Genomic DNA, 19,390 nt, shown 5'->3' with positions numbered 1-19,390 from the left:
GTCAGTGCGAGTGACCGTGGCCGTGGCCGTGACCGGCCTCGGCCTCTTCCTCGGCCGGCTTCTCGACGACCAGGGTCTCGGTCGTGAGCAGCAGCGACGCGATGGACGCGGCGTTCTCCAGGGCGGAGCGGGTGACCTTGACCGGGTCGATGACGCCGGCCTTGACCAGGTCGCCGTACTCGCCGGTCGCGGCGTTGAAGCCGAAGCCCTTGTCGAGCTCGGCGACCTTCGAGGTGATGACGTAGCCCTCGAGGCCGGCGTTCTCGGCGATCCAGCGCAGCGGCTCGACGGCGGCGCGGCGGACGACCGCGACACCGGTGGCCTCGTCGCCGTCCTTGTCGAGGTTGCCCTCGAGGACCTTGACGGCGTGCACCAGGGCGGAGCCACCACCGGAGACGATGCCCTCCTCGACCGCGGCGCGGGTCGCGGAGATGGCGTCCTCCAGACGGTGCTTCTTCTCCTTCAGCTCCACCTCGGTGGCGGCGCCGACCTTGATGACGCACACGCCGCCGGCCAGCTTCGCGAGGCGCTCCTGGAGCTTCTCGCGGTCCCAGTCGGAGTCCGTGGCCTCGATCTCGGCCTTGATCTGCGAGACGCGGCCCTCGACGTCACCGGCGTTGCCGCCGCCGTCGACGATCGTCGTGTCGTCCTTGGTGATGGTGACGCGGCGGGCGGTGCCCAGCACGTCCAGGCCGACCTGGTCGATCTTGAGGCCGACCTCTTCGGCGATGACGGTGCCGCCGGTGAGGGTGGCGATGTCACCGAGCATGGCCTTGCGGCGGTCGCCGAAGCCGGGGGCCTTCACCGCGACGGCGTTGAAGGTGCCGCGGATCTTGTTCACGACCAGGGTCGACAGGGCCTCGCCCTCGACGTCCTCGGCGATGATCAGGAGCGGCTTCGAGGCGTTGGCCTGGATGACCTTCTCGAGCAGCGGCAGGAGGTCCTGGATGGAGGAGATCTTGCCCTGGTGGATCAGGATGTACGGGTCGTCGAGGACGGCCTCCATGCGCTCCTGGTCGGACACCATGTACGGCGACAGGTAGCCCTTGTCGAAGGCCATGCCCTCGGTGAAGTCCAGCTCCAGGCCGAAGGTGTTGGACTCCTCGACGGTGATGACACCGTCCTTGCCGACCTTGTCCATCGCCTCGGCGATGAGCTCGCCGACCTGCGGGTCCTGGGCGGACAGACCGGCGACGGCCGCGATGTCGGCCTTGTCGTCGATCGGACGGGCGGTGGCGAGGAGCTCCTCGGAGACGGCCGCGACGGCGGCGTCGATGCCCTTCTTCAGGGCGGCCGGGGAGGCGCCGGCGGCGACGTTGCGCAGGCCTTCCTTGACCAGGGCCTGGGCGAGCACGGTGGCGGTGGTGGTGCCGTCACCAGCGATGTCGTTGGTCTTGGTCGCCACCTCCTTCACCAGCTGGGCGCCGAGGTTCTCGTACGGGTCCTCGACCTCGACCTCACGGGCGATGGTGACGCCGTCGTTGGTGATGGTCGGGGCGCCGAACTTCTTGTCGATGACGACGTTGCGGCCGCGGGGGCCGATCGTCACCTTGACCGTGTCGGCAAGCTTGTTGACGCCGCGCTCAAGGGCGCGACGGGCGTCCTCGTCGAACTTCAGGATCTTCGCCATGGGAGCGATTCAGCCCTCTCGAAAACTCGGGTGAACGAACTGCGCCCCTCGCCGCCCGGCAATCAGCGGGGTGACCAGGGGCGCAGCTCAAAAGCAAATCTGCTGGTGAAGCAGGTAAAGCAGTGAAGCGGTGAATTACTTCTCGACGATCGCGAGCACGTCGCGAGCCGAGAGGACGAGGTACTCGTCGCCGTTGTACTTCACCTCGGTGCCGCCGTACTTGCTGTACAGCACGACATCGCCGACCTTGACGTCGAGCGGCAGGCGCTCGCCGTTCTCGAAGCGGCCCGGACCCACGGCGAGGACGGCGCCCTCCTGGGGCTTCTCCTTCGCGGTGTCCGGAATGACCAGGCCAGAGGCCGTGGTCTGCTCGGCGTCGAGCGGCTGGACCACAATGCGGTCCTCGAGCGGCTTGATGGCAACCTTGGAGCTGGCGGTCGTCACGATCCGGTCTCCCCCTTCGGAGATCTCACGGGGTTAAGAGTCTGAGTGTGGCGACCAGGTGGATCCGTCGTCGCGGGTGCCGGACCTGCCCGTCGCTGTTGGCACTCTCCAGTGGGGAGTGCCAGAAGCGAGACTAGGACGGGGATTAGCACTCGGTCAAGCGGAGTGCCAATCGACTGCGTCGGGCTTTACGGGGACGGGGTGCCCCGCGCCGGGGCCGGCGGCGTCTTGCCCCTGTCGGGGCAGCGGGTTCTCGGAGGGGTGGGCCCTTCTTCCGCAGATCCTTGGTGTCCCTCTGCGATGTGGGGGCGCCTCGGTTCCCCGTACTCGGCACCGGGGGCTGTGCCCACCCGTTCCGCCCTGCGGAACGCCTGCCCACAGCGGTGCGGAGAACCTGGCTGGCCCGTCGGCTTGCGCTGGGGCATCTTCTGGGCCGCCTTCCTGCCCAGCCTCTCGATCGGGTCCACCGACTCCGCGCATCCCGTGAGCAGCGCGGGCGCGAGTACGCCGCAGAGGAGGGCCCCGGCGAGGAGGCGGCGGCGCGCTCGCGCCCGGGGGGTCACAGGTAGTCCTCCAGCCTGGCCACCGCGTACCCCTTGTCCGTGACCGTCTTCATGACCCTGCGGACCATGTCGGGCATGGTGCCCTTCCAGTCCTCACGGCCCCGGAAGTGCGTGAGGATGATGTCGCCGGGGTGCAGGTCGCGGTCCCACTCGCGCCACTCCATGTGGTCGGCGAAGCCCTCCGACGCCCACAGCGGGACCGCCTTGACGCCGCAGGACTTGGCGGCGCGCAGGGTGTCGGCGTTGTAGTTGCCGTACGGCGGGCGGAAGAGCTCGGGGCGCTTGCCGTAGCGCTTCTCGATGGTGTCCTGCATGCCGCAGATCTCGCGGCGCTGCGCCTCGTACGAAAGTCCGGGCAGATAGCGGTGGTTGAGGGTGTGGTTGTTCAGGGAGACACCGCGGTCCCGCATCTTCTTGAAGTAGCCGTAGTCCTCCTTGACCAGGTAGTCGCTGAGGAACGCCGTGTACGGGATGCGCAGCTCGCTCATCATCCTGAGCAGCTCCGGGTCCTTCTCGGCGCCGTCGTCGATGGTCAGGAAGACGACCTTGTCCTTCGTGGGGATCGTCGTGAAGACCGGCGGCAGGCTCGACTGGCCCTTCACCTCGAAGCCCTTGCGGGTGGTGATCCGCGGCTTGGCCTTCGGCGCGGGGGGCGCGGCCAGCGGGGTGCTCGCCAGGCCCCAGCGCTTGGCGGCCGCGGCCCGCGCGGCCTGGGCGGCGGCGAGCTTGTGGGCGTAGGAGTCGAGGGCGCGGGCGGGCGGGGCCTGCAGGGGCTGCTGGCCGTGGGCCGGCTTGACCGCGTCCGAGTCGGCACCGGAGGCACAGCCCGACGCGATCGCGGCGACGACCAGGACGGCCAGCGCGGTACGCGTCTGGTTCTTCCGTCTTCTGGCGGATTCTTCCTTTTGTCGTACTAGTTGCATGGCGCCGGATCTTTGCAGCTCACAGCCCCTTCGGGGCGCCGACACCGCCACCGGCCGCGCACCATCCACCGACTGGCCCACAATGGGGCGGGTGAACGACCCGAACACGCCGAGCGGCCGCGACGCCGGCCTCGACGACCCCCTCGCCGCCTTCGCCGCCCTTCGCACCGAGGAGGGCCGGGCCCTGCTCGACGAGGTGCGGGACGTCGATCCCGCGCAGGAGCTCGCCGCCGCGACCCGGCTGCGCCGCGAGCACCCGGCGCCGCTGGTCTCGGCGGCCCTGGCACAGGCGCGGCTGCGGCAGCGGGCCGTGGCGAAGTTCAGCGCCGAGGACGCGGCCCGGATGTTCTTCACGCCGAACGGCGTCGAGCAGGCCACCCGCACCTCCGTCGCCGCCTACCGCGCCGAGCGCTTCAAGGCCCTGGGCGTGCGCTCCCTCGCCGACCTGTGCTGCGGCATCGGCGGCGACGCCATCGCGCTGGCGCGGGCCGGTGTCTCCGTGCTCGCCGTCGACCGGGACCCGCTGACCTGCGCGGTCGCCCGCGCGAACGCCGAGGTGCTCGGGCTCGACGGGCTGATCGAGGTCCGCGAGGCCGATGTCACCGACGTGGACACCTCGGCGCACGACGCGGTGTTCGTGGACCCGGCGCGACGCTCCTCCAAGCGCGGCCGCATCTTCGACCCGGAGTCCTACTCCCCGCCCCTGTCCTGGGCGGTCGGGACGGCGCTCAAGGCCCCGCGCGCCGCGCTGAAGATCGCGCCCGGCATCCCGCACCAGGCGGTCCCCGCCGAGGCGGAGGCCGAGTGGATCTCGGACGGCGGCGACGTGAAGGAGGCGGTGCTGTGGTTCGGCACGGGCGCGCCCGCCTCGCACCGCGCGACGCTCCTGCCCGGCGGCGCCACCCTGTGGAGCCCGCTGGCCACGCTGCCGCCCGACCCGGAGGTGCGGCCCGTGGGGCGCTATCTGTACGAGCCCGACGGCGCCGTCATCCGCGCCCACCTGGTGGCCCGGGTGGCCGAGGAGGTGGCGGGCGGGCTGATCGACGAGACGATCGCGTACGTCACCTCCGACGCACGGCACGATTCGCCGTACGCCACCGCGTACGAGATCACCGACCAACTTCCCTTCAACGTGAAGAAGTTGAAGGCGCTGCTGCGGGAGCGGGAGGTCGGCATCCTGACGGTGAAGAAGCGGGGGTCGGCGGTGGAGCCGGAGGAGCTGCGGCGGAAGGTGAAGCCGCAGGGCAGGAACGCGGCGACCGTCTTCCTGACGCGGGTGGCGGGGGCGCCGACCATGCTGATCGGGCACCCGGCCCCGTGAGGGGCGCGGGAACCGCGCGACGCCCTCCCGGATACGCAGAGCCTCAGCAGTCGTCCGCCCGCGCCCGCAGCAGTTCCCGCTCCCGCTCGTTCCGCGCCAGCGCCGCCGCCCGTTCGAACTCCGCGCGCGCCTCGGCCCGACGGCCGAGGCGGGTGAGCAGGTCGCCCCGCACGCTGGGCAGCAAGTGGTAGTCCTTCAGGGCCGGTTCGGCGGCGAGCGCGTCGACCAGGGCCAGGCCCGCCTCGGGGCCCCGCGCCATCGCGACCGCGACCGCGCGGTTCAGCTCGACGACCGGCGAGGGTGCGCGGGCCGCGAGCAGGTCGTAGAGGGCGGCGATCTGGTGCCAGTCGGTCTCCTCGTACGTGTGCGCGTGGGCGTGGCAGGCGGCGATCGCGGCCTGTAGGGCGTACGGGCCGAGGGGGCCGCTCGCCGTGGCCTGGGCGCGCGCGAGCGCGGCGAATCCGCGCCGGATCAGCATCTGGTTCCAGCGGGTGCGGTTCTGGTCCTTGAGCAGCACGGGCTCGCCGGACGGGCCCGTGCGGGCGGCCGAGCGCGATGCCTGGAGCTCCAACAGGGCGGCCAGTCCGTGCACTTCGGGTTCCTTGGGCATGAGTCCCGCGAGCACCCGGGCGAGCCGGAGGGCGTCCTCGCACAGCGCAGGGCGCAGCCAGTCGTCGCCCGCCGTGGCGGCGTACCCCTCGTTGAAGATGAGGTAGATGACCTCAAGGACCGAGCCGAGGCGGGCCTCGCGGTCGGGGCCGTAGGGGACCTCGAAGGCGACGGCCCTGGCGGCGAGGGTGCGCTTGGCCCGCGAGATCCGCTGCGCCACGGTCGGCTCGGGCGTGAGCACGGCGCGGGCGATCTCCGCGGTGGTCAGGCCGCCGAGCAGGCGCAGGGTGAGCGCCACGCGGGCCTCCGTGGAGAGCACCGGGTGGCAGGCGGTGAAGACGAGGCGCAGGAGGTCGTCGTCGATGGCGTCGGGGTCGGCGGGCTCGTCCAGGTGGGGCGGCGCGGACTCCAGGTCGCGGCCCATCTCGGCCAGCTTGCTCGCGTAGCGCTCGCGGCGCCGGACCAGGTCGACGGCGCGGCGCCGGGCGGTGGTCATGAGCCAGGCGCCCGGGTTGTCGGGGACGCCCTGCTCGGGCCACTGTTCGAGGGCGGCCACCAGGGCGTCCTGCGCCAGTTCCTCGGCGATGCCGACGTCCCGTACGATCCGCGCGACACCGGCGATGATGCGCGGCGCCTCCATGCGGAAGACGGTCTCCACGGTGCGGCGGGGGTGCTCCGGAAGGTGGCTCACGGCCACCCATCAGAGCACCCCGGCGCCACGGCCGCAAAGGCGGGGGATCAGCCCTCGATCTCCCGGACCTCGGCGGTGATCGTCCAGTAGTCCTCGTGGGTCTTCAGGAACCGCTTGGTCCACTCGACGGCCTCGGCCATGTCCTTGGCCTGGCAGATGGAGTAGCCGCCGATGACCTCCTTGGTCTCGGTGAACGGGCCGTCGGTGACGGACAGTTCACCCTTGTCCCAGGTCACACGGGCGCCCTCGGCGGTCGGGCGCAGGCCCGCGGTGTCGAGCATCACCCCGGCCTTGGTGATCTCTTCGAGCAGCGCGCCCATGCGCTCCTGGAGCTCGGGGCTCGGGCCGCCCTCGGGCGCGTTGTTCTCGTCGATGCGGATCAGCGTCATGTAGCGCGGCATGGTGGTCTCCCAGCGGGTGGCGGCGGGGCTTCTCCTCGCCTCTCACCCCTGCGTCGAACGGGAGACGCCCGTTTCGACATCGTCGCCGAAATTCTTTGAACTTTCTTCCGGGGAGTACGTTTCCGCAGGTCGCGGCGGTGTCGGGGCGGGCGTTCGGCGGCCGTGGAGCACCGCGGTGGCCAGCGCGGCCGCCACCAGGAGCCCCGCGGAGACCGCGAAGGCCGCCGCGTGGCCCTCGGCGAGGGCGGCCCGGTCCCGCCCGGCGCCCGTGGCGCTCGCCGCGACGGTGACCAGGACCGCGAGGCCCAGCGAGCCGCCGAGCTGGCGCGAGCTGTTGAGCAGCCCGGAGGCCATGCCGGTCTCCTCGGGGGCGACGCCGTCGGTCGCCGCCGTGCCCAGCGGCACGAAGCACATGCCGATGCCGACACTGGCGACCAGGGACGGACCCAGGATCGAGCCGAGGAACGTGCCGTCCGCCCCGGCGGTCAGCGCGAACCACCCGAACCCGGCGGCGCCGAGCAGCCCGCCCGCCACGAGCAGCGTCCGCGCGCCGAGGCGCCCCACGGCCTTCGTCGCCACCGTCGACCCGGCCACGACGCCCGCGCAGAACGGCAGGAACGCGGCGCCGGCCGCCGTCGGCCCGTACTCCATGACCTGCTGGAGGTGGAGCGAGGTGAAGTAGAAGGCGGCGAACTGCCCCGAGGACATCAGGAGCGCGAAGACGTTCGCGGAGAGCACCGGCCGGTGGGCGGTGCCGAGCAGGCCGAGGCGCAGCAACGGGGCGCGCTTGCGGGCCTCGACGGCGACGAAGGCGGCGAGCAGGACGAGGGCGAGGGCGAGCGTGCCCAGCGTGGTGCCCGATGCCCAGCCGTACGTCTCCGTGCGCACGAGGCCGAGCACGAGCACCGCCGTGCCGGCCGTGACGAGCAGGGCGCCGGTCACGTCGAGGCGGGGCGCGGGGCCCGTGCGGCGGTCGGCGGGCACCCCGCGGCGCGCGGCGAGCAGCGCGCCGATCACCACGGGGACGTTGACCAGCATCACGGAGCGCCAGCCGACCCAGTCGGTGAGCAGGCCGCCCGCCATGATCCCGACCGCGCCGCCGAGCGCCCCGGCGACGCCCCACAGCCCGAGGGCGCGCAAACGGGCGGGCCCCGCCGCGTAGTTGACGGTGATCAGGGCGAGCGCGACCGGGGCGAGCGCCGCCGCGCCCGCGCCCTGCACGGCCCGCGCCGCTATGAGCTGCCCCGGCGTCAGGGCGAGTCCGCCCGCGAGGCTCGCGGCGCCGAAGACGACGAACCCCCACACGAGGGTGCGCCGCCGTCCCACCAGGTCGGCGAGGCGCCCGCCGAGCATGAGCAGGCCGCCGAAGGCGAGCGCGTAGGCGTTGACGACCCAGAGCAGCGAGTCGGCGGCGAAGCCGAGGTCGTCGCCCATGTCGGGCAGGGCGATGTTGACGACGGACATGTCGAGGGAGACGAGGAACTGCACGGTGAGCAGCACCGGCAACAGCAGATTCCCTTGCGTGGCTTTGGAGTTCACCATGCGGGGCACATTACTGTACGGCGTACGGAAATTGCACGCACGATCGCAGGCTCCCCCGGCGGAAGGCCGCGACCAGGGGCGCGACAATGGACGTCGTGGCAGCAGAGGAAGCAGCACAGGAAGCGGCCGGGGCGCCGGCGGGGGAACCGGCGCGGACGGAGGCCGCGGACAAGGCGGCGGGGAGCGCGGCCGGGCGCGGCGGGAAGAAGCGGGGCGTCGGACGCCCCCGCCGCATCGAGCCGGAGGCCATCGCCGCCGCCGCGCGCCGGATCCTCCAGGAGGAGGGCCTGGCCGGGCTGAGCATGCGCCGGGTGGCCAAGGAGGTCGGCACCACGCCGATGGCGCTCTACCACCACGTGCGCGACAAGGACGACCTCCTGATGCTCACGCTCTCCGGCACGGCCGACACGCTCCCCCGCCCCGACCTGCCCGCCGACCCGCGCGAGCGCCTGCTCACCGTCGCCCTGCACATGCACGCGACGCTGCTGCGGATGCCGTGGGTGGTCGAGGTGCTCAGCCTCGGCGACCTGACCGACCGGGGCGCCCTGTGGATGGTCGAGGAGATCATCGGCACCTGCGTCCGCCGCGGCATGACGCCGGCGGAGGCCGTCCGCGCGTACCGGACCATCTGGCACTGCGTCTACGGCGACCTGGCCTTCCGCCGCGCGATGGAGCGCCGCGCCGCCGACCCGGAGCGCAAGCGGTACTTCCCCGACCTGCTCACGGACGCGGACGCCGCCGAACTCCCCCACCTGGCGGCGCTGGCAGGCCAGTGGGCCGAGCTGACCGAGGACTACGACCCGCCCGGCCAACTGGGCGCGGTCATCGACGGGTTGCTCGCCCGGACCGCACGCCCGGACCGGCCCGAGGGGATGTGACAGGCTCCCCCGCATGCCCTTCGACCACAACGACCACTACCACCGGCTGCTCCTGCGGAAGCTGCCGCCGCACGGCCGCACCGCCCTCGACATCGGCTGCGGCACCGGCCGGTTCGCCCGCGCGCTCGCGGCCCGGGGCTACGAGGTCGACGCGCTCGACCCGTCGACCGAGGTCGTCGCCGAGGCCGAGGCGGCCGGCGGCGGCCCCCGCTACCGCGTGGCGGACGTGACCCGGGAGGACCTGCCCGCGGGGCACTACGACGTCATCACGTGCCTGGCGAGCCTGCACCACATGCCGTTCGACACGCTGACGCGACTGCGCGCCGCCCTCGCCCCCGGCGGCACCCTGCTCGTCCTCGGCTGCTACGCGGGGACGACCCCGTGGGACGTCGTGGCGTCCCCGGCCAACGCGGTGGCCCGGGTGACGGTGTACGCCTCGGAGCGGCTGCGCGGCGCGTACCCGCCCCCGCTCAAGGCTCCCGTGCGGCAGCCGGACATGCGCCTGCCGCAGGTCCGTGCCGAGGCACCCCGCCTCCTGCCCGGCGCGACCGTGCGCCACCTGCTCTTCTGGCGCTATCTGCTGACGTACCGCAGGCCGCTGGGGACCTGACACCCCGCCGCCGGGGCGGATCCGGCCGCCCGGCCGTCACCGGAGCAGACGGTCGACCAGGCCGTCCACGTACTCCGGGGTGAGCGGGCCCGCGCCGAACAGGACGCGGATGTACATCGGGGCCATGACGTGGTCGAGGACGGCCAGCGCGTCGGGGGCCGGCTCCCCGCGCTCGCGCGCCCGGTCGAGCATGGACTCCATCTGCCGTGCGCGTTCGGCGAGGAAGCCGTCGCGCAGGCGCAGGCCCTCGGGTCCGGAGCCGGAGCCGGACAGGGCGACGGCCAGGCGGAGCACGGCCAGACCGTCGGGTCCGGTGATCTCGCGGGCCACGGCGGCCGCGTAGGTGCGCAGGTCGCCGACCAGGTCCCCGGTGTCGGGCATCGGCGACCGCGCGTTGAGGCGGGTCAGCGTCACATCGGTGAGCAGCTCTTCGAGGCTGCCCCAACGCCGATAGACGGTGGTGTCGGCGACTCCCGCGCGGGCCGCGACCTCGCTGACGGTGAAGCCCCCGTACCCGCGTTCGCCCACCAGGTCGGTGACGGCCTGATGCACCGCCGCGCCGACGCGGGCGCTCCTTCCGCCGGGCCGCCGGGTGCGCTGTTGCTCGTCCATGCCTCCCACCTTAAAGCAGCCCGCACTTGCGTTTGTGCACCCGACTGCTCTACGGTCTCGCTTAACGCAGCCGCTGGCTGCTTTTAGGCGCAGGGGGAAGGACGTCATGCTCGTAGTGACCTGCCTGGGGCAGTTCATGGTGCTGCTCGACAACACGATCGTCGGCGCGGCACTGCCCGACATGCAGGACCGCCTGGGCGCGGACCTGACCGGCCTGCAGTGGATCGTGGACGCCTACGTCCTGCTGGTCGCCATGCTGCTGCTGTCCGGCGGGGTCTTCGCCGACCGCTTCGGCCGCAAGCGCGTGTACCTGAGCGGTGTCGCGGTGTTCACCGCCGCGTCCGTGCTGTGCAGCGTCGCCCCCTCGGTCGGCTGGCTGGTGGCCGGGCGGGTACTGCAAGGGATCGGGGCCGCGGCCCTGAGCCCCGCCTCGCTCGCGCTCCTGGTGGCCGCGCATCCCGCCCCGCAGGAACGGGTCAGGGCGATCGGGCTGTGGGCAGGGCTCAGCGGCATCGGCCTGGCCGCCGGGCCCGTGGCCGGCGGCGCCCTGACGCAGGCGTTCGGCTGGCCCGCGATCTTCCTGGTCAACGTGCCCATCGGCGTGGTCCTGCTGGTGGCCGGCCGACGCGTCCTGGCCGAGTCCCGCAACCCGGACGCCCGCGCCCTCGACATCCCGGGCACGATCCTGTCCGTCCTCGGGGTCGGCACCCTGTCCTACGCCCTGATCGAGGGCGGCGCGCGCGGCTGGACCTCACCGGTGATCCTCGGCGGCTTCGCCGCCGCGGCCGTCCTCCTCGCCGCGTTCGTCGCCGTCGAGCGGCGTCACCCCGCGCCGATGCTGCCGCCGGGCCTGTTCCGCCGACGGCTGTTCACCGTCTCCAACTCCGCCATGGTCGTGGTGGGGTTCGCGCTCATGGGCTCGTCGTTCTTCTTCTCGCAGTTCTTCGTGTACGTCCAGGGCAGCTCGATCCTGCGGGCCGGACTGCAGACCCTGCCCATGACCCTCGCCATGGTCGTCGTCAGCCCCTTCGCGGGCCGCCTCGCCGCCGCGTACGGCTACCGGTCCGTCGTCACCGGCGGCCTGGCCCTGGCCGGGCTCGGGCTCCTCACGCTGGGCGGGGTGCACGCCGACACCGGTTACGCCGCCGTGTGGTGGCGGCTCGCCACGGTCGGCGTCGGCTTCGCCCTGGCCATGTCCCCGCTGACCGGCGCCGCCATCCAGGCGGTCGACCCGCGGGAGGGCGGCCTCGCCTCGGGCATCAGCAGCACCACGCGGCAGATCGGCGCGGTGCTCGGTGTGGCGGTGCTCGGGGCCGTGGTCCGCGCCCGGCAGTCCGGCGGCGCCTCCTTCGAGGACGGCCTCGACAGCGCCTTCACCGTGGCCGGAGCCGTCACCCTGGCCGCCGCGCTGTGCACCGGCCTGTGGCTGGTGACGTCCCGGCCGACGCCCGCGCCGCCGGGCCCCGGCCGCGCGCCCGCCGGGCACTCCGATGCGCCCGGCGAGCCGGTGCGGAGTGCACCGGATCAGACGCCCTAGCCCGCCTCGACCGGCTCGAAGCGCCAGCGGTGGACCGCCCGCGTGACCAGGTCCGGCGCGGGCTCGGCCAGCTCGGGCAGTGCGGCGTCGAACGCGGCGTCCCACCAGGTGATGACGAGGACCCGGTCCTGCGGCGCCCGGAAGGTCTCGCGCCGCAGCGGCTCGGCGGAGAGCCGCTGCGCCCGCGCCCAGTCGAGCAGCTCCTGCCCGCGCCCCTCGACGGCGCGGGCCTCCCACATCAGCGCGACGCTCACGAGTAGAGGTTCTCCTTGCTGATCTCGTGCACGTGGTCGTGATCGTGGCCGTGGCCATGACCGTGCCCCGGCACGTGCGGCTCCGTCACCGGCAGCGACGAGTCCGCCGACAGGTCCCAGGACGAGGCGGACCGGTTGCGCGCCACCATCTCGGCGCCGAGCGCGGCGACCATCGCGCCGTTGTCCGTGCACAGCTTGGGACGCGGCACGCGCAGCCGGATCCCGGCCTTCTCGCACCGCTCCTGCGCGAGCGCCCGCAGCCGCGAGTTGGCGGCCACGCCACCGCCGATCATGAGGTGGTCGACGCCCTCGTCCTTGCAGGCCCGCACGGCCTTGCGGGTCAGCACGTCGACGACCGCCTCCTGGAAGGACGCCGACACGTCCCGCACCGGCACCTCCTCGCCCGCGGCCCGCTTCGCCTCGATCCAGCGCGCGACGGACGTCTTCAGACCGGAGAAGGAGAAGTCGTACGCCGGGTCGCGCGGCCCGGTGAGCCCGCGCGGGAAGGAAATCGCGTTCGGGTCGCCCTCGCGCGCGTAGCGGTCGATGACGGGACCGCCGGGAAAGCCGAGGTTCAGCACCCGCGCGATCTTGTCGAAGGCCTCGCCCGCCGCGTCGTCGATGGTCGCGCCGAGCGGCCGCACGTCCGAGGTGATGTCGGCGGACAGGAGCAGCGAGGAGTGACCGCCCGACACCAGCAGCGCCATGGTCGGCTCGGGCAGCGGCCCGTGCTCCAGCTGGTCCACGCAGATGTGCGAGGCGAGGTGGTTGACGCCGTACAGCGGCTTGCCGAGCGCGTACGCGTACGCCTTGGCGGCCGAGACCCCGACGAGCAGCGCGCCCGCGAGCCCGGGGCCCGCCGTCACGGCGATGCCGTCGAGGTCCTTCGCGCTCACGCCCGCTTCCTTCAGGGCGCGGTCGATCGTGGGGACCATCGCCTCCAGGTGGGCGCGGGAGGCGACCTCGGGCACGACGCCGCCGAAGCGGGCGTGCTCGTCGACGCTGGAGGCGACGGCGTCGGCGAGCAGGGTGGTGCCGCGGACGATGCCGACGCCGGTCTCGTCGCAGGAGGTCTCGATGCCGAGGACGAGGGGTTCGTCGCGCGAGTCAGCCATGAATCTCGGTTCCTTGTACGGATACGGAAGTGGAGGGGTCGGTGAGGCGCATGACCAGGGCGTCCACATTGCCCGGCTGGTAGTAGCCGCGCCTGAAGCCGATGGGCTCGAAGCCGAAGCGCTCGTACAGCTTCTGGGCCCGCGTGTTGTCGACCCGCACTTCCAGCATCACCTCGGCGCACTCGAAGGCGCTCGCGGCCCGCAGCAGGTCGGTGAGGAGCCGGGCCCCGAGGCCGGTGCCCCAGTGGTCGCGGGCCACGGCGATGGTCTGGACGTCGGCGAGGTCCCCGGAGGCGGCGAGCCCCGCGTACCCGACCAGGCGGTCGCCGTCCATGGCCACCACATAGCGGCGGGTGGCCTGCGGCCCGCGCGCGTGGGCGAGCTCGGACCAGAACATCCCGCGCGACCAGGCGTCGTCCGGGAAGAGCCCCTTCTCCAGGGCGAACACCGGGTCGATGTCCCACCAGCGCATCTCGCGCAGCACGGCGGCCGCGGTCACCTGGGTCACTTGGGGGTGACCACCTTGTAGTTCTTGGGCACCTGCGCGTCCGGCCTGCGCAGGTACAGCGGCCGTGGCTCCAGGAGCTCCTCGCCCGCGGCCAGCTTCGCGGCGGCCAGCGACGCGAGCGCCGCCGCCGAGACGTGCTCGGGGGCGCGGGCGTCGGGGAAGGTGTCGGGGTAGAGCAGCGCGCCGGCGCCGACCGCGGGCAGGCCCGCGACCTCGGCGGCGATGTCCGCGGGACGGTCCACGGCGGGCCCGCTCGCGCGGGTGCGCACGTCGTCGTAGCGCGCCCAGTAGACCTCCTTGCGCCGGGCGTCGGTGGCCACGACGAAGGGTCCCGACTCGATGCCGGAGGCGTACGCGAGGCCGTCCAGCGTGCACACCCCGTGCACGGGGACGCCGAGCGCGAGGCCGAACGTGTCGGCGGTCATCAGGCCGACGCGCAGGCCGGTGTAGGGGCCGGGGCCCACGCCGACGACGATGCCGGTGACGGCGTCGAGTCTCAGTCCGGCGTCGGCGAGCACACGGTCGACGGCCGGGAGCAGCAGTTCCCCGTGGCGCCGGGCGTCCACCTGGCTCGACTCCGCGATGACGGAGGAGCCGTCGTGGAGGGCGACGGTGACGGCGGGCGTGGCGGTATCCAGAGCGAGCAAGAGCACGCGAACAGCCTACGGCTCCGGCGCGCCGCGCACGGCCGTACCGGCATGGGGTGCGGCTGCCCGGGGAAGGGGCGCGGCTGCTGCTACCGTCACTCCGTAGCCGTACGCAGTACGAAGAGGTGGGTGGCGCAAGGTGTCAAGGAGCAGCTCGGGATTCGTGGCCGGGCTCACCGCCGCCGCGGTCGCCGCGGTCGGTTTCCTCGCCTATCAGGCCTCGGCCAGCGTGCCGGACGACCTGGGCAAGCGCCCCGACACGTCGCCCTCGGCCTCTGCGCGCTCCCCCAAGGACAAGAAGAACCCGACGGCGGTCCCCGCGGAGTCCGGGACGGGCAAGCGGGTCGTGTACTCCCTGGGCGACGACCGCGTCTGGCTGGTCGAGGAGTCCGGGAAGGCGCAGCTCACGTACCAGGTCACGCCGGGCACGGTGGATCCCGCGCCGGGCACCTACCGGGTCAGCTCGCGTTCCGGGACGGTCACCGGCACGGACGGCGTGCCGATCGAGCACGTCGTGCGGTTCACGACCGTCGACGGGATCACGGTCGGCTTCAGCGCCGCGGTCGACGGCTCGACGCCGAAGCCGGACCCGGAGAAGAAGACGGGCGGCATCCGCGAGTCACGCGCGCACGGCAACGCGATGTGGGAGTTCGCGGGGATCAGCCAGAAGGTCGTCGTCGTTCCGTAGGGACGTCACCCTCAGGAGTGCCCCCCTGCGGGCGCCGGGTCGTGCGGAGGCGTGTCGCACGCGCGGGTGTCGTACGCAGGCGCGTCGCGCACGGCGGCGTCGCACGCAGGCGCGGTACGCGCAGGCGTGTCGCGCGGAGGAGTGTCGCGCGGAGGCGTGGAGACCGCGCTCGCCGCGGCGCACGACGCCAGCAGATCGCTCATGGACAGGCGCGTGGGGGCCAGCGCACCCGACGGTCCCCGCAGCCCGCGCTGCCGCGGCTGTGCGTCACGTTCTGAAGCCGACATGGATGCCTCCTGGGACTTCGGGAGCAGACGTGGTTAGGTAGACCTAACCAAGACCCGTAACCCATGTGACCACGTGCGGCGCGCACAGCGCAACATTTTCCCGACGTCTTGTCGGAACGTTCGGGCGAACGTACGAGAACCGCCGGTGACGCGGTGGTCTCAGGCCGCGAGCGAGGCCAGATCCGCGTCGGCCCAGCGCGCGCCGAGCGCGGTCAGCGTCACCTCGCGCACCTCGTCCGTCGTGTCGCCCACGGCCCGGTCGATGACGACGTGCAGCCGGTCGTCCGAGAGCTCCTCGACCTTGCCGTCGCCCCACTCCACGACGATCACCGAGTCGGGCAGGGACACGTCGAGGTCCAGGTCCTCCATCTCGTCGAGCCCGCCGCCCAGGCGGTACGCGTCGACGTGCACCAGCGCGGGACCCGCGCCCAGCGGCGGGTGCACACGGGCGATGACGAAGGTCGGCGAGGTGACGGCGCCCCGCACGTCGAGGCCCTCGCCGAGGCCGCGGGTCAGGGTCGTCTTGCCGGCGCCGAGCTCACCGGTGAGCATGACGAGGTCGCCGGGGCGCAGCAGTTTGGCCAGGCGGCGGCCCAACTCACCCATCTGCCCGGGGGAGTTGACGGTGATCTTGAGCGTGTGGGCGGGGGCCTGGTGGTGCGGTGCTTCCATACCGCCCACGGTAGCCCCTGCGGGCGGGCGCTCCGGCCCACCCGACGACGGCCGCGGGCCTCACAGGGCCGCGCTGCGCGCCTCCTCCACGGCCCGCACCAGCAGGTCCGCGAGCCGGTCCGTGACCACTTCGGGGTGCTCCAGCATGACCAGGTGCCCGGCGTCCGGCACCAGGACCAGCTCGGCGTCCGGTAGCCGGTCGGCGATCGCCTCGCTGTGCTCGCTCGGCGTGACCAGGTCCTTGTCGCCGGCCAGCACGAGCACCGGCAGCTCGGCGAAGTGCTTGAGCGCCTCCGCCTTCTCGTGCTCGGCGAAGGCCGGATAGAACTCGGCGACCACGTCGATCGGCGTCGCCTCGATCATCCGCTCCGCGAACCGCGCGACGGCCGGATCCACGTCCTTGCGCGAGAACGAGTAGCGCTTGATGACGCCCGCGAAGAGGTCCGCGGTGGCCCGCCGCCCCCGCTCCACCAGCTCGGCCTGCGAGCCCAGCGCCCGCAGGACGCCGGGCAGCACCCGCCGGACCGCGTTCATCCCGGCCACCGGGAGGCCGAAGTTCACCTCGCCGAGGCGCCCCGACGACGTACCCACCAGGGCGACGCCCACGACGCGCTCACGGATCAGCTCGGGGAAGTGGTCGGCGAGGGCCATGGTCGTCATGCCGCCCATGGAGTGCCCGACGAGGATGAGCGGGCCCTCGGGCGCCGCGGCGTCGATGACGGCCTTCAGGTCGCGCCCCAGCTGGTCGATGGAGACCGGCGCCTTCCGGTCGGCCTGCTCGACACCGCGCCCCGAACGGCCGTGGCTGCGCTGGTCCCAGTAGACGGCGCGGACGACGCCGCGCAGGGCGGCGCGCTGGAAGTGCCAGGAGTCCTGGTTCAGGCAGTAGCCGTGGCTGAAGACGACGGTGACCGGCGCGGGCGAGCGGCGGCCGAAGAGGCGGCGCCGGCGCGGGGCCTGGGCGCTGTCCGCCTCGACCTCCTCGACCTCGTAGCTCAGCTCGGTGCCGTCGTCCGCGTACGCCGTGCCGGGCATGCCGCGCAGGGAGCCGTAGGGCCCCGAGGCGTCGAGCGCGAGCCGCGCCTTCTTGCGCATGCCGCGGCCGACCGTGAGCCGCTCGATGGCGACACCGGCCGCCGCGCCCGCGGCGATCACTCCTATCGCGGCGCCCGCCACCCCGGCCCGGCGCCAGTTCCCGGTCGCGGCGGCGGCCCGTGTCACCGCTTCCGCCGCGGCCGCCCCCGTGCTGGTCTCGCTCACGTGCCGCTCCTCGTCAGTTCACCGATCAGTCGTCCGGCTGCTCGTCCACTCCGGGTCGCTCGTTCACATAGACGCGCGGGACGCGCGATCCGATGCGGGTGATGATCTCGTACGCGATGGTGCCCGCGGCCTGCGCCCAGTCCTCGGCGGTCGGCTCGCCGCGGTCGCCAGGACCGAACAGCACCGCCTCCGCGCCGACCTCGGGCTCGTCCCCGCCGAGGTCGACGACGAACTGGTCCATCGCGACGCGGCCCGCGACGGTCCGCCACTTGCCGTCGATGAGGACCGGGCCCGTGCCGGACGCCTGGCGCGGGATGCCGTCGCCGTACCCGGCGGGGACGAGCCCGAGGGTCGTCTCGCCGGGGGTGATGTAGTGATGCCCGTAACTGACGCCGTGCCCCCCCGGGGCGTGCTTCACATGGGCGAGCGACGCGGAGAGCGTCATGACGGGCCGCAGCCCGAAGTCCTGCGGGGCGCCGACCTCGGGGCTCGGCGAGACGCCGTACATCGCGATGCCGGGGCGGACCAGGTCGAAGTGGGTCTCCGGGAGCGTGAGCGTGCCCGGGGAGTTGGCGATGTGCCGCACCTCGGGGCGTATCCCCCGCTCCTCGGCGTACGCCACCATCTCGCGGAAGACCGTGAGCTGCGCGGCGATCGAGGGGTGGCCCGGCTCGTCGGCGCACGCGAAGTGCGACCAGAGGCCGGTGACCTTCACCAGTCCGTCGGCCTCGGCGCGCAGGGACTCGGCGATCAGCTCGGGCCAGTCGGCGGGCAGGCAGCCGTTCCGCCCCAGGCCCGTGTCGGCCTTGAGCTGGATGCGGGCGGGGCGCCCGGCCGCGCGGGCGGCGTCCGTCACCTCGCGCAGCGCCCACAGCGCGCTCACCGACATGTCCAGGTCGGCCTCGATGCCCTCGCGCCAGGGGCCGCCCGGCGTCCACAGCCAGCACATGATCCGGCCGGGCAGGCCCGCGGCGCGCACGGCCAGGGCCTCCTCGGGCGTGGCGGTGCCGATCCAGGTGGCGCCGGCCTGGCGGGCGGCACGGGCGCAGGGCACCATTCCGTGGCCGTACGCGTCCGCCTTCACCACGGCCATGAACGCGGCATCCGGCGCATGGGCGCGCAGCGAGCGCACGTTGGCGCGCAGGGCGGCGAGGTCGATCTCGGCGCGGACACGGAAAGGGGCTGTCTCGTTCATCGCGGACAAGTGTCTCAGAGGGCGCCGACAGCCCCCGCTCCCACGGGTCGGGCCGGGCCTCAGGTGCCCGGCTTGCGGCCCCACACGTAGACGCGGTCGCCCTTGAAGAGGGTCTTCCACAGCGCGCGGGCGTCGGCGACCCGCATGTTCACGCAGCCGCGCGAGCCGGGCGGGCCGTACACGTTGCCGTAGATGGCGTGGAACGCCTGGCCGCCGTTGAAGAACTGGCTGTACGGCATGGGGGTGTCGTACAGCGACGACCAGTGGTTCTTGTGCTTCCAGTAGACCTTGTGCCAGCCGGTGCGGGTCCGGTAGCCGGCGCGTCCGGTACGGATGGGCACGGGCCCGAGCAGCACCTTCTCGCCCTTCTGCACCCACATCACCTGACGTGACAGGTCGACGCAGGCGAGGCGGTACGCGCGCGTGGGGCACCGCTTCGCGGCGTTCGGGTTCTTGCGGGCCGTGATCAGCCGCATCCGGGCCCAGGTCACCGGCCCGGCGAACCCGATCGCGGGCCGGATCCCCTCCTTGCGCTGGAACGCCCGGATCGCCCGGCAGTCGGCCGCGGACTGCCGGCCGTCCACCTCGCGCTTCAGCCAGCGCTCGATCTGCCGCTGGTAGGGACCGGTCCGCTTGGTGCAGGCGGGCGCGGCCTTGGTGGCGACCTCGCTCGGCGGCACGTACTCGACGAGCTCGTCGGCGGAGTCCGGCGCGTCCATGGGCTCGATCGCGTCCTCGGCGGCGCTCGGTGTGTACACGTGCGGCGCCAGCGCCTGGTCGGGGGTGTCGAGCTGCCACGGGTGGGGCGCGGGCGCCGGGAGGCCGGGGACCAGCGCGGCGGTCCCGGGGGCCGCGGGCCGCGGCGGCACGGGGTCCGCGGACGCGGGGACGGCCGGCAGGACGGCGGCGAGGGCGAGCAGCACGGGGATTCCGCGCCGGGCTGTCTTACTGATCATGTGATGAGCGAACCCGGCCCGGTGCCGTGCGGCGGTCAGCCGCGCGG

Annotated in this window: 21 protein-coding genes; 5 read left to right on the top strand and 16 right to left on the bottom strand. The window is 73.2% G+C overall.

All coding sequences use genetic code 11. The annotated features are described in order from the left end of the window. Window position 1 precedes the first annotated feature (1 nt). The 3 genes from groL to AB0L89_RS23885 form a co-directional block, all read right to left on the bottom strand. Entirely contained in the window at window positions 2-1,630 is a 1,629-nt protein-coding gene (groL, locus tag AB0L89_RS23895) for a chaperonin GroEL (protein WP_365144150.1), read from the bottom strand. 135 nt (window positions 1,631-1,765) lie between these two features. Beyond that, the gene (gene groES, locus AB0L89_RS23890) at window positions 1,766-2,074 is read right to left on the bottom strand and encodes a co-chaperone GroES (protein ID WP_006347174.1); all 309 of its coding nucleotides are present in this window, start codon (window positions 2,072-2,074) and stop codon (window positions 1,766-1,768) included. A gap of 559 nt (window positions 2,075-2,633) precedes the next feature. Continuing rightward, entirely contained in the window at window positions 2,634-3,560 is a 927-nt protein-coding gene (locus AB0L89_RS23885) for a polysaccharide deacetylase family protein (protein ID WP_365144147.1), read from the bottom strand. A gap of 82 nt (window positions 3,561-3,642) precedes the next feature. Between AB0L89_RS23885 and AB0L89_RS23880 the strand changes: the two genes are divergently transcribed. After that, on the top strand, window positions 3,643-4,881 hold the full coding sequence (locus AB0L89_RS23880; protein WP_365144144.1) for a methyltransferase domain-containing protein: 1,239 nt from the start codon (window positions 3,643-3,645) through the stop codon (window positions 4,879-4,881). A 43-nt stretch (window positions 4,882-4,924) separates the two neighbouring features. Here the strand turns inward: AB0L89_RS23880 and AB0L89_RS23875 are convergent, their stop codons facing one another. The 3 genes from AB0L89_RS23875 to AB0L89_RS23865 form a co-directional block, all read right to left on the bottom strand. Then, window positions 4,925-6,130, bottom strand: a complete 1,206-nt coding sequence (locus tag AB0L89_RS23875; RefSeq protein ID WP_365144302.1) for a sigma-70 family RNA polymerase sigma factor — start codon at window positions 6,128-6,130, stop codon at window positions 4,925-4,927. A gap of 98 nt (window positions 6,131-6,228) precedes the next feature. Continuing rightward, window positions 6,229-6,582 (bottom strand): YciI family protein, encoded by a 354-nt coding sequence (locus AB0L89_RS23870; RefSeq protein ID WP_365144141.1) that lies wholly within the window; start codon window positions 6,580-6,582, stop codon window positions 6,229-6,231. Window positions 6,583-6,624: 42 nt separating this feature from the next. Continuing rightward, window positions 6,625-8,124, bottom strand: coding sequence for an MFS transporter (locus AB0L89_RS23865; protein ID WP_365144138.1), 1,500 nt, complete (start codon window positions 8,122-8,124; stop codon window positions 6,625-6,627). A gap of 233 nt (window positions 8,125-8,357) precedes the next feature. Here AB0L89_RS23865 and AB0L89_RS23860 point away from each other — a divergent pair, with 233 nt between their 5' ends. Together AB0L89_RS23860 and AB0L89_RS23855 are read left to right on the top strand one after the other, a co-directional pair. Next, window positions 8,358-9,002 (top strand): TetR/AcrR family transcriptional regulator, encoded by a 645-nt coding sequence (locus tag AB0L89_RS23860; protein ID WP_365144299.1) that lies wholly within the window; start codon window positions 8,358-8,360, stop codon window positions 9,000-9,002. Window positions 9,003-9,015: 13 nt separating this feature from the next. Next, window positions 9,016-9,612, top strand: a complete 597-nt coding sequence (locus AB0L89_RS23855) for a class I SAM-dependent methyltransferase (protein ID WP_365144135.1) — start codon at window positions 9,016-9,018, stop codon at window positions 9,610-9,612. A 36-nt stretch (window positions 9,613-9,648) separates the two neighbouring features. On the opposite strand, the gene AB0L89_RS23850 is transcribed toward AB0L89_RS23855, so the two are convergent. Continuing rightward, window positions 9,649-10,224 carry a TetR/AcrR family transcriptional regulator gene (locus AB0L89_RS23850; protein ID WP_365144132.1) on the bottom strand — a complete coding sequence of 192 codons (576 nt, stop codon included), beginning with the start codon at window positions 10,222-10,224 and terminating at the stop codon, window positions 9,649-9,651. Between the two features lie 106 nt (window positions 10,225-10,330). On the opposite strand from AB0L89_RS23850, the gene AB0L89_RS23845 reads away from it, so the two are divergent. Then, window positions 10,331-11,761 (top strand): MFS transporter, encoded by a 1,431-nt coding sequence (locus AB0L89_RS23845; protein ID WP_365144129.1) that lies wholly within the window; start codon window positions 10,331-10,333, stop codon window positions 11,759-11,761. Here AB0L89_RS23845 and AB0L89_RS23840 read toward each other — a convergent pair. From AB0L89_RS23840 to tsaB, 4 genes are read right to left on the bottom strand one after another with little or no spacing between them, the layout of a single operon-like run. Continuing rightward, the gene (locus AB0L89_RS23840; protein ID WP_365144126.1) at window positions 11,758-12,015 is read right to left on the bottom strand and encodes a hypothetical protein; all 258 of its coding nucleotides are present in this window, start codon (window positions 12,013-12,015) and stop codon (window positions 11,758-11,760) included. The two genes, AB0L89_RS23845 and AB0L89_RS23840, sit on opposite strands and share 4 nt — an antisense overlap. Then, window positions 12,012-13,130 (bottom strand): tRNA (adenosine(37)-N6)-threonylcarbamoyltransferase complex transferase subunit TsaD, encoded by a 1,119-nt coding sequence (tsaD, locus tag AB0L89_RS23835; protein WP_365144123.1) that lies wholly within the window; start codon window positions 13,128-13,130, stop codon window positions 12,012-12,014. Before tsaD ends, AB0L89_RS23840 begins: the two co-directional genes overlap by 4 nt. Next, the gene (gene rimI / locus AB0L89_RS23830) at window positions 13,123-13,602 is read right to left on the bottom strand and encodes a ribosomal protein S18-alanine N-acetyltransferase (protein ID WP_365144296.1); all 480 of its coding nucleotides are present in this window, start codon (window positions 13,600-13,602) and stop codon (window positions 13,123-13,125) included. Before rimI ends, tsaD begins: the two co-directional genes overlap by 8 nt. 32 nt (window positions 13,603-13,634) lie before the next feature. After that, window positions 13,635-14,291 carry a tRNA (adenosine(37)-N6)-threonylcarbamoyltransferase complex dimerization subunit type 1 TsaB gene (gene tsaB, locus AB0L89_RS23825; RefSeq protein ID WP_365144120.1) on the bottom strand — a complete coding sequence of 219 codons (657 nt, stop codon included), beginning with the start codon at window positions 14,289-14,291 and terminating at the stop codon, window positions 13,635-13,637. 133 nt (window positions 14,292-14,424) lie between these two features. Between tsaB and AB0L89_RS23820 the strand changes: the two genes are divergently transcribed. Then, window positions 14,425-14,973: a hypothetical protein gene (locus AB0L89_RS23820; RefSeq protein WP_365144117.1), complete on the top strand. Its 549-nt coding sequence runs from the start codon at window positions 14,425-14,427 to the stop codon at window positions 14,971-14,973. 11 nt (window positions 14,974-14,984) lie between these two features. Here AB0L89_RS23820 and AB0L89_RS23815 read toward each other — a convergent pair whose 3' ends face one another. From AB0L89_RS23815 to AB0L89_RS23795, 5 genes are all read right to left on the bottom strand, one after another. After that, window positions 14,985-15,260 (bottom strand): hypothetical protein, encoded by a 276-nt coding sequence (locus tag AB0L89_RS23815; RefSeq protein ID WP_365144114.1) that lies wholly within the window; start codon window positions 15,258-15,260, stop codon window positions 14,985-14,987. 159 nt (window positions 15,261-15,419) lie between these two features. Beyond that, window positions 15,420-15,932 carry a tRNA (adenosine(37)-N6)-threonylcarbamoyltransferase complex ATPase subunit type 1 TsaE gene (tsaE, locus tag AB0L89_RS23810; RefSeq protein WP_365144111.1) on the bottom strand — a complete coding sequence of 171 codons (513 nt, stop codon included), beginning with the start codon at window positions 15,930-15,932 and terminating at the stop codon, window positions 15,420-15,422. Between the two features lie 60 nt (window positions 15,933-15,992). Then, window positions 15,993-17,192 carry an alpha/beta hydrolase gene (locus AB0L89_RS23805; protein ID WP_365144108.1) on the bottom strand — a complete coding sequence of 400 codons (1,200 nt, stop codon included), beginning with the start codon at window positions 17,190-17,192 and terminating at the stop codon, window positions 15,993-15,995. A 25-nt stretch (window positions 17,193-17,217) separates the two neighbouring features. Beyond that, window positions 17,218-18,387, bottom strand: a complete 1,170-nt coding sequence (gene alr, locus AB0L89_RS23800) for an alanine racemase (protein WP_365144105.1) — start codon at window positions 18,385-18,387, stop codon at window positions 17,218-17,220. 59 nt (window positions 18,388-18,446) lie between these two features. Then, complete coding sequence (locus tag AB0L89_RS23795; RefSeq protein ID WP_365144102.1) at window positions 18,447-19,343, bottom strand: L,D-transpeptidase family protein; 897 nt, start codon at window positions 19,341-19,343, stop codon at window positions 18,447-18,449. Window positions 19,344-19,390 lie beyond the last annotated feature (47 nt).

The organism is Streptomyces sp. NPDC052114 (assembly GCF_040680155.1).
Lineage (GTDB): Bacteria > Actinomycetota > Actinomycetes > Streptomycetales > Streptomycetaceae > Streptomyces.
Note: the sequence above shows the minus strand (reverse complement) of the source record. Positions and strands in the feature narration are given on the sequence as shown.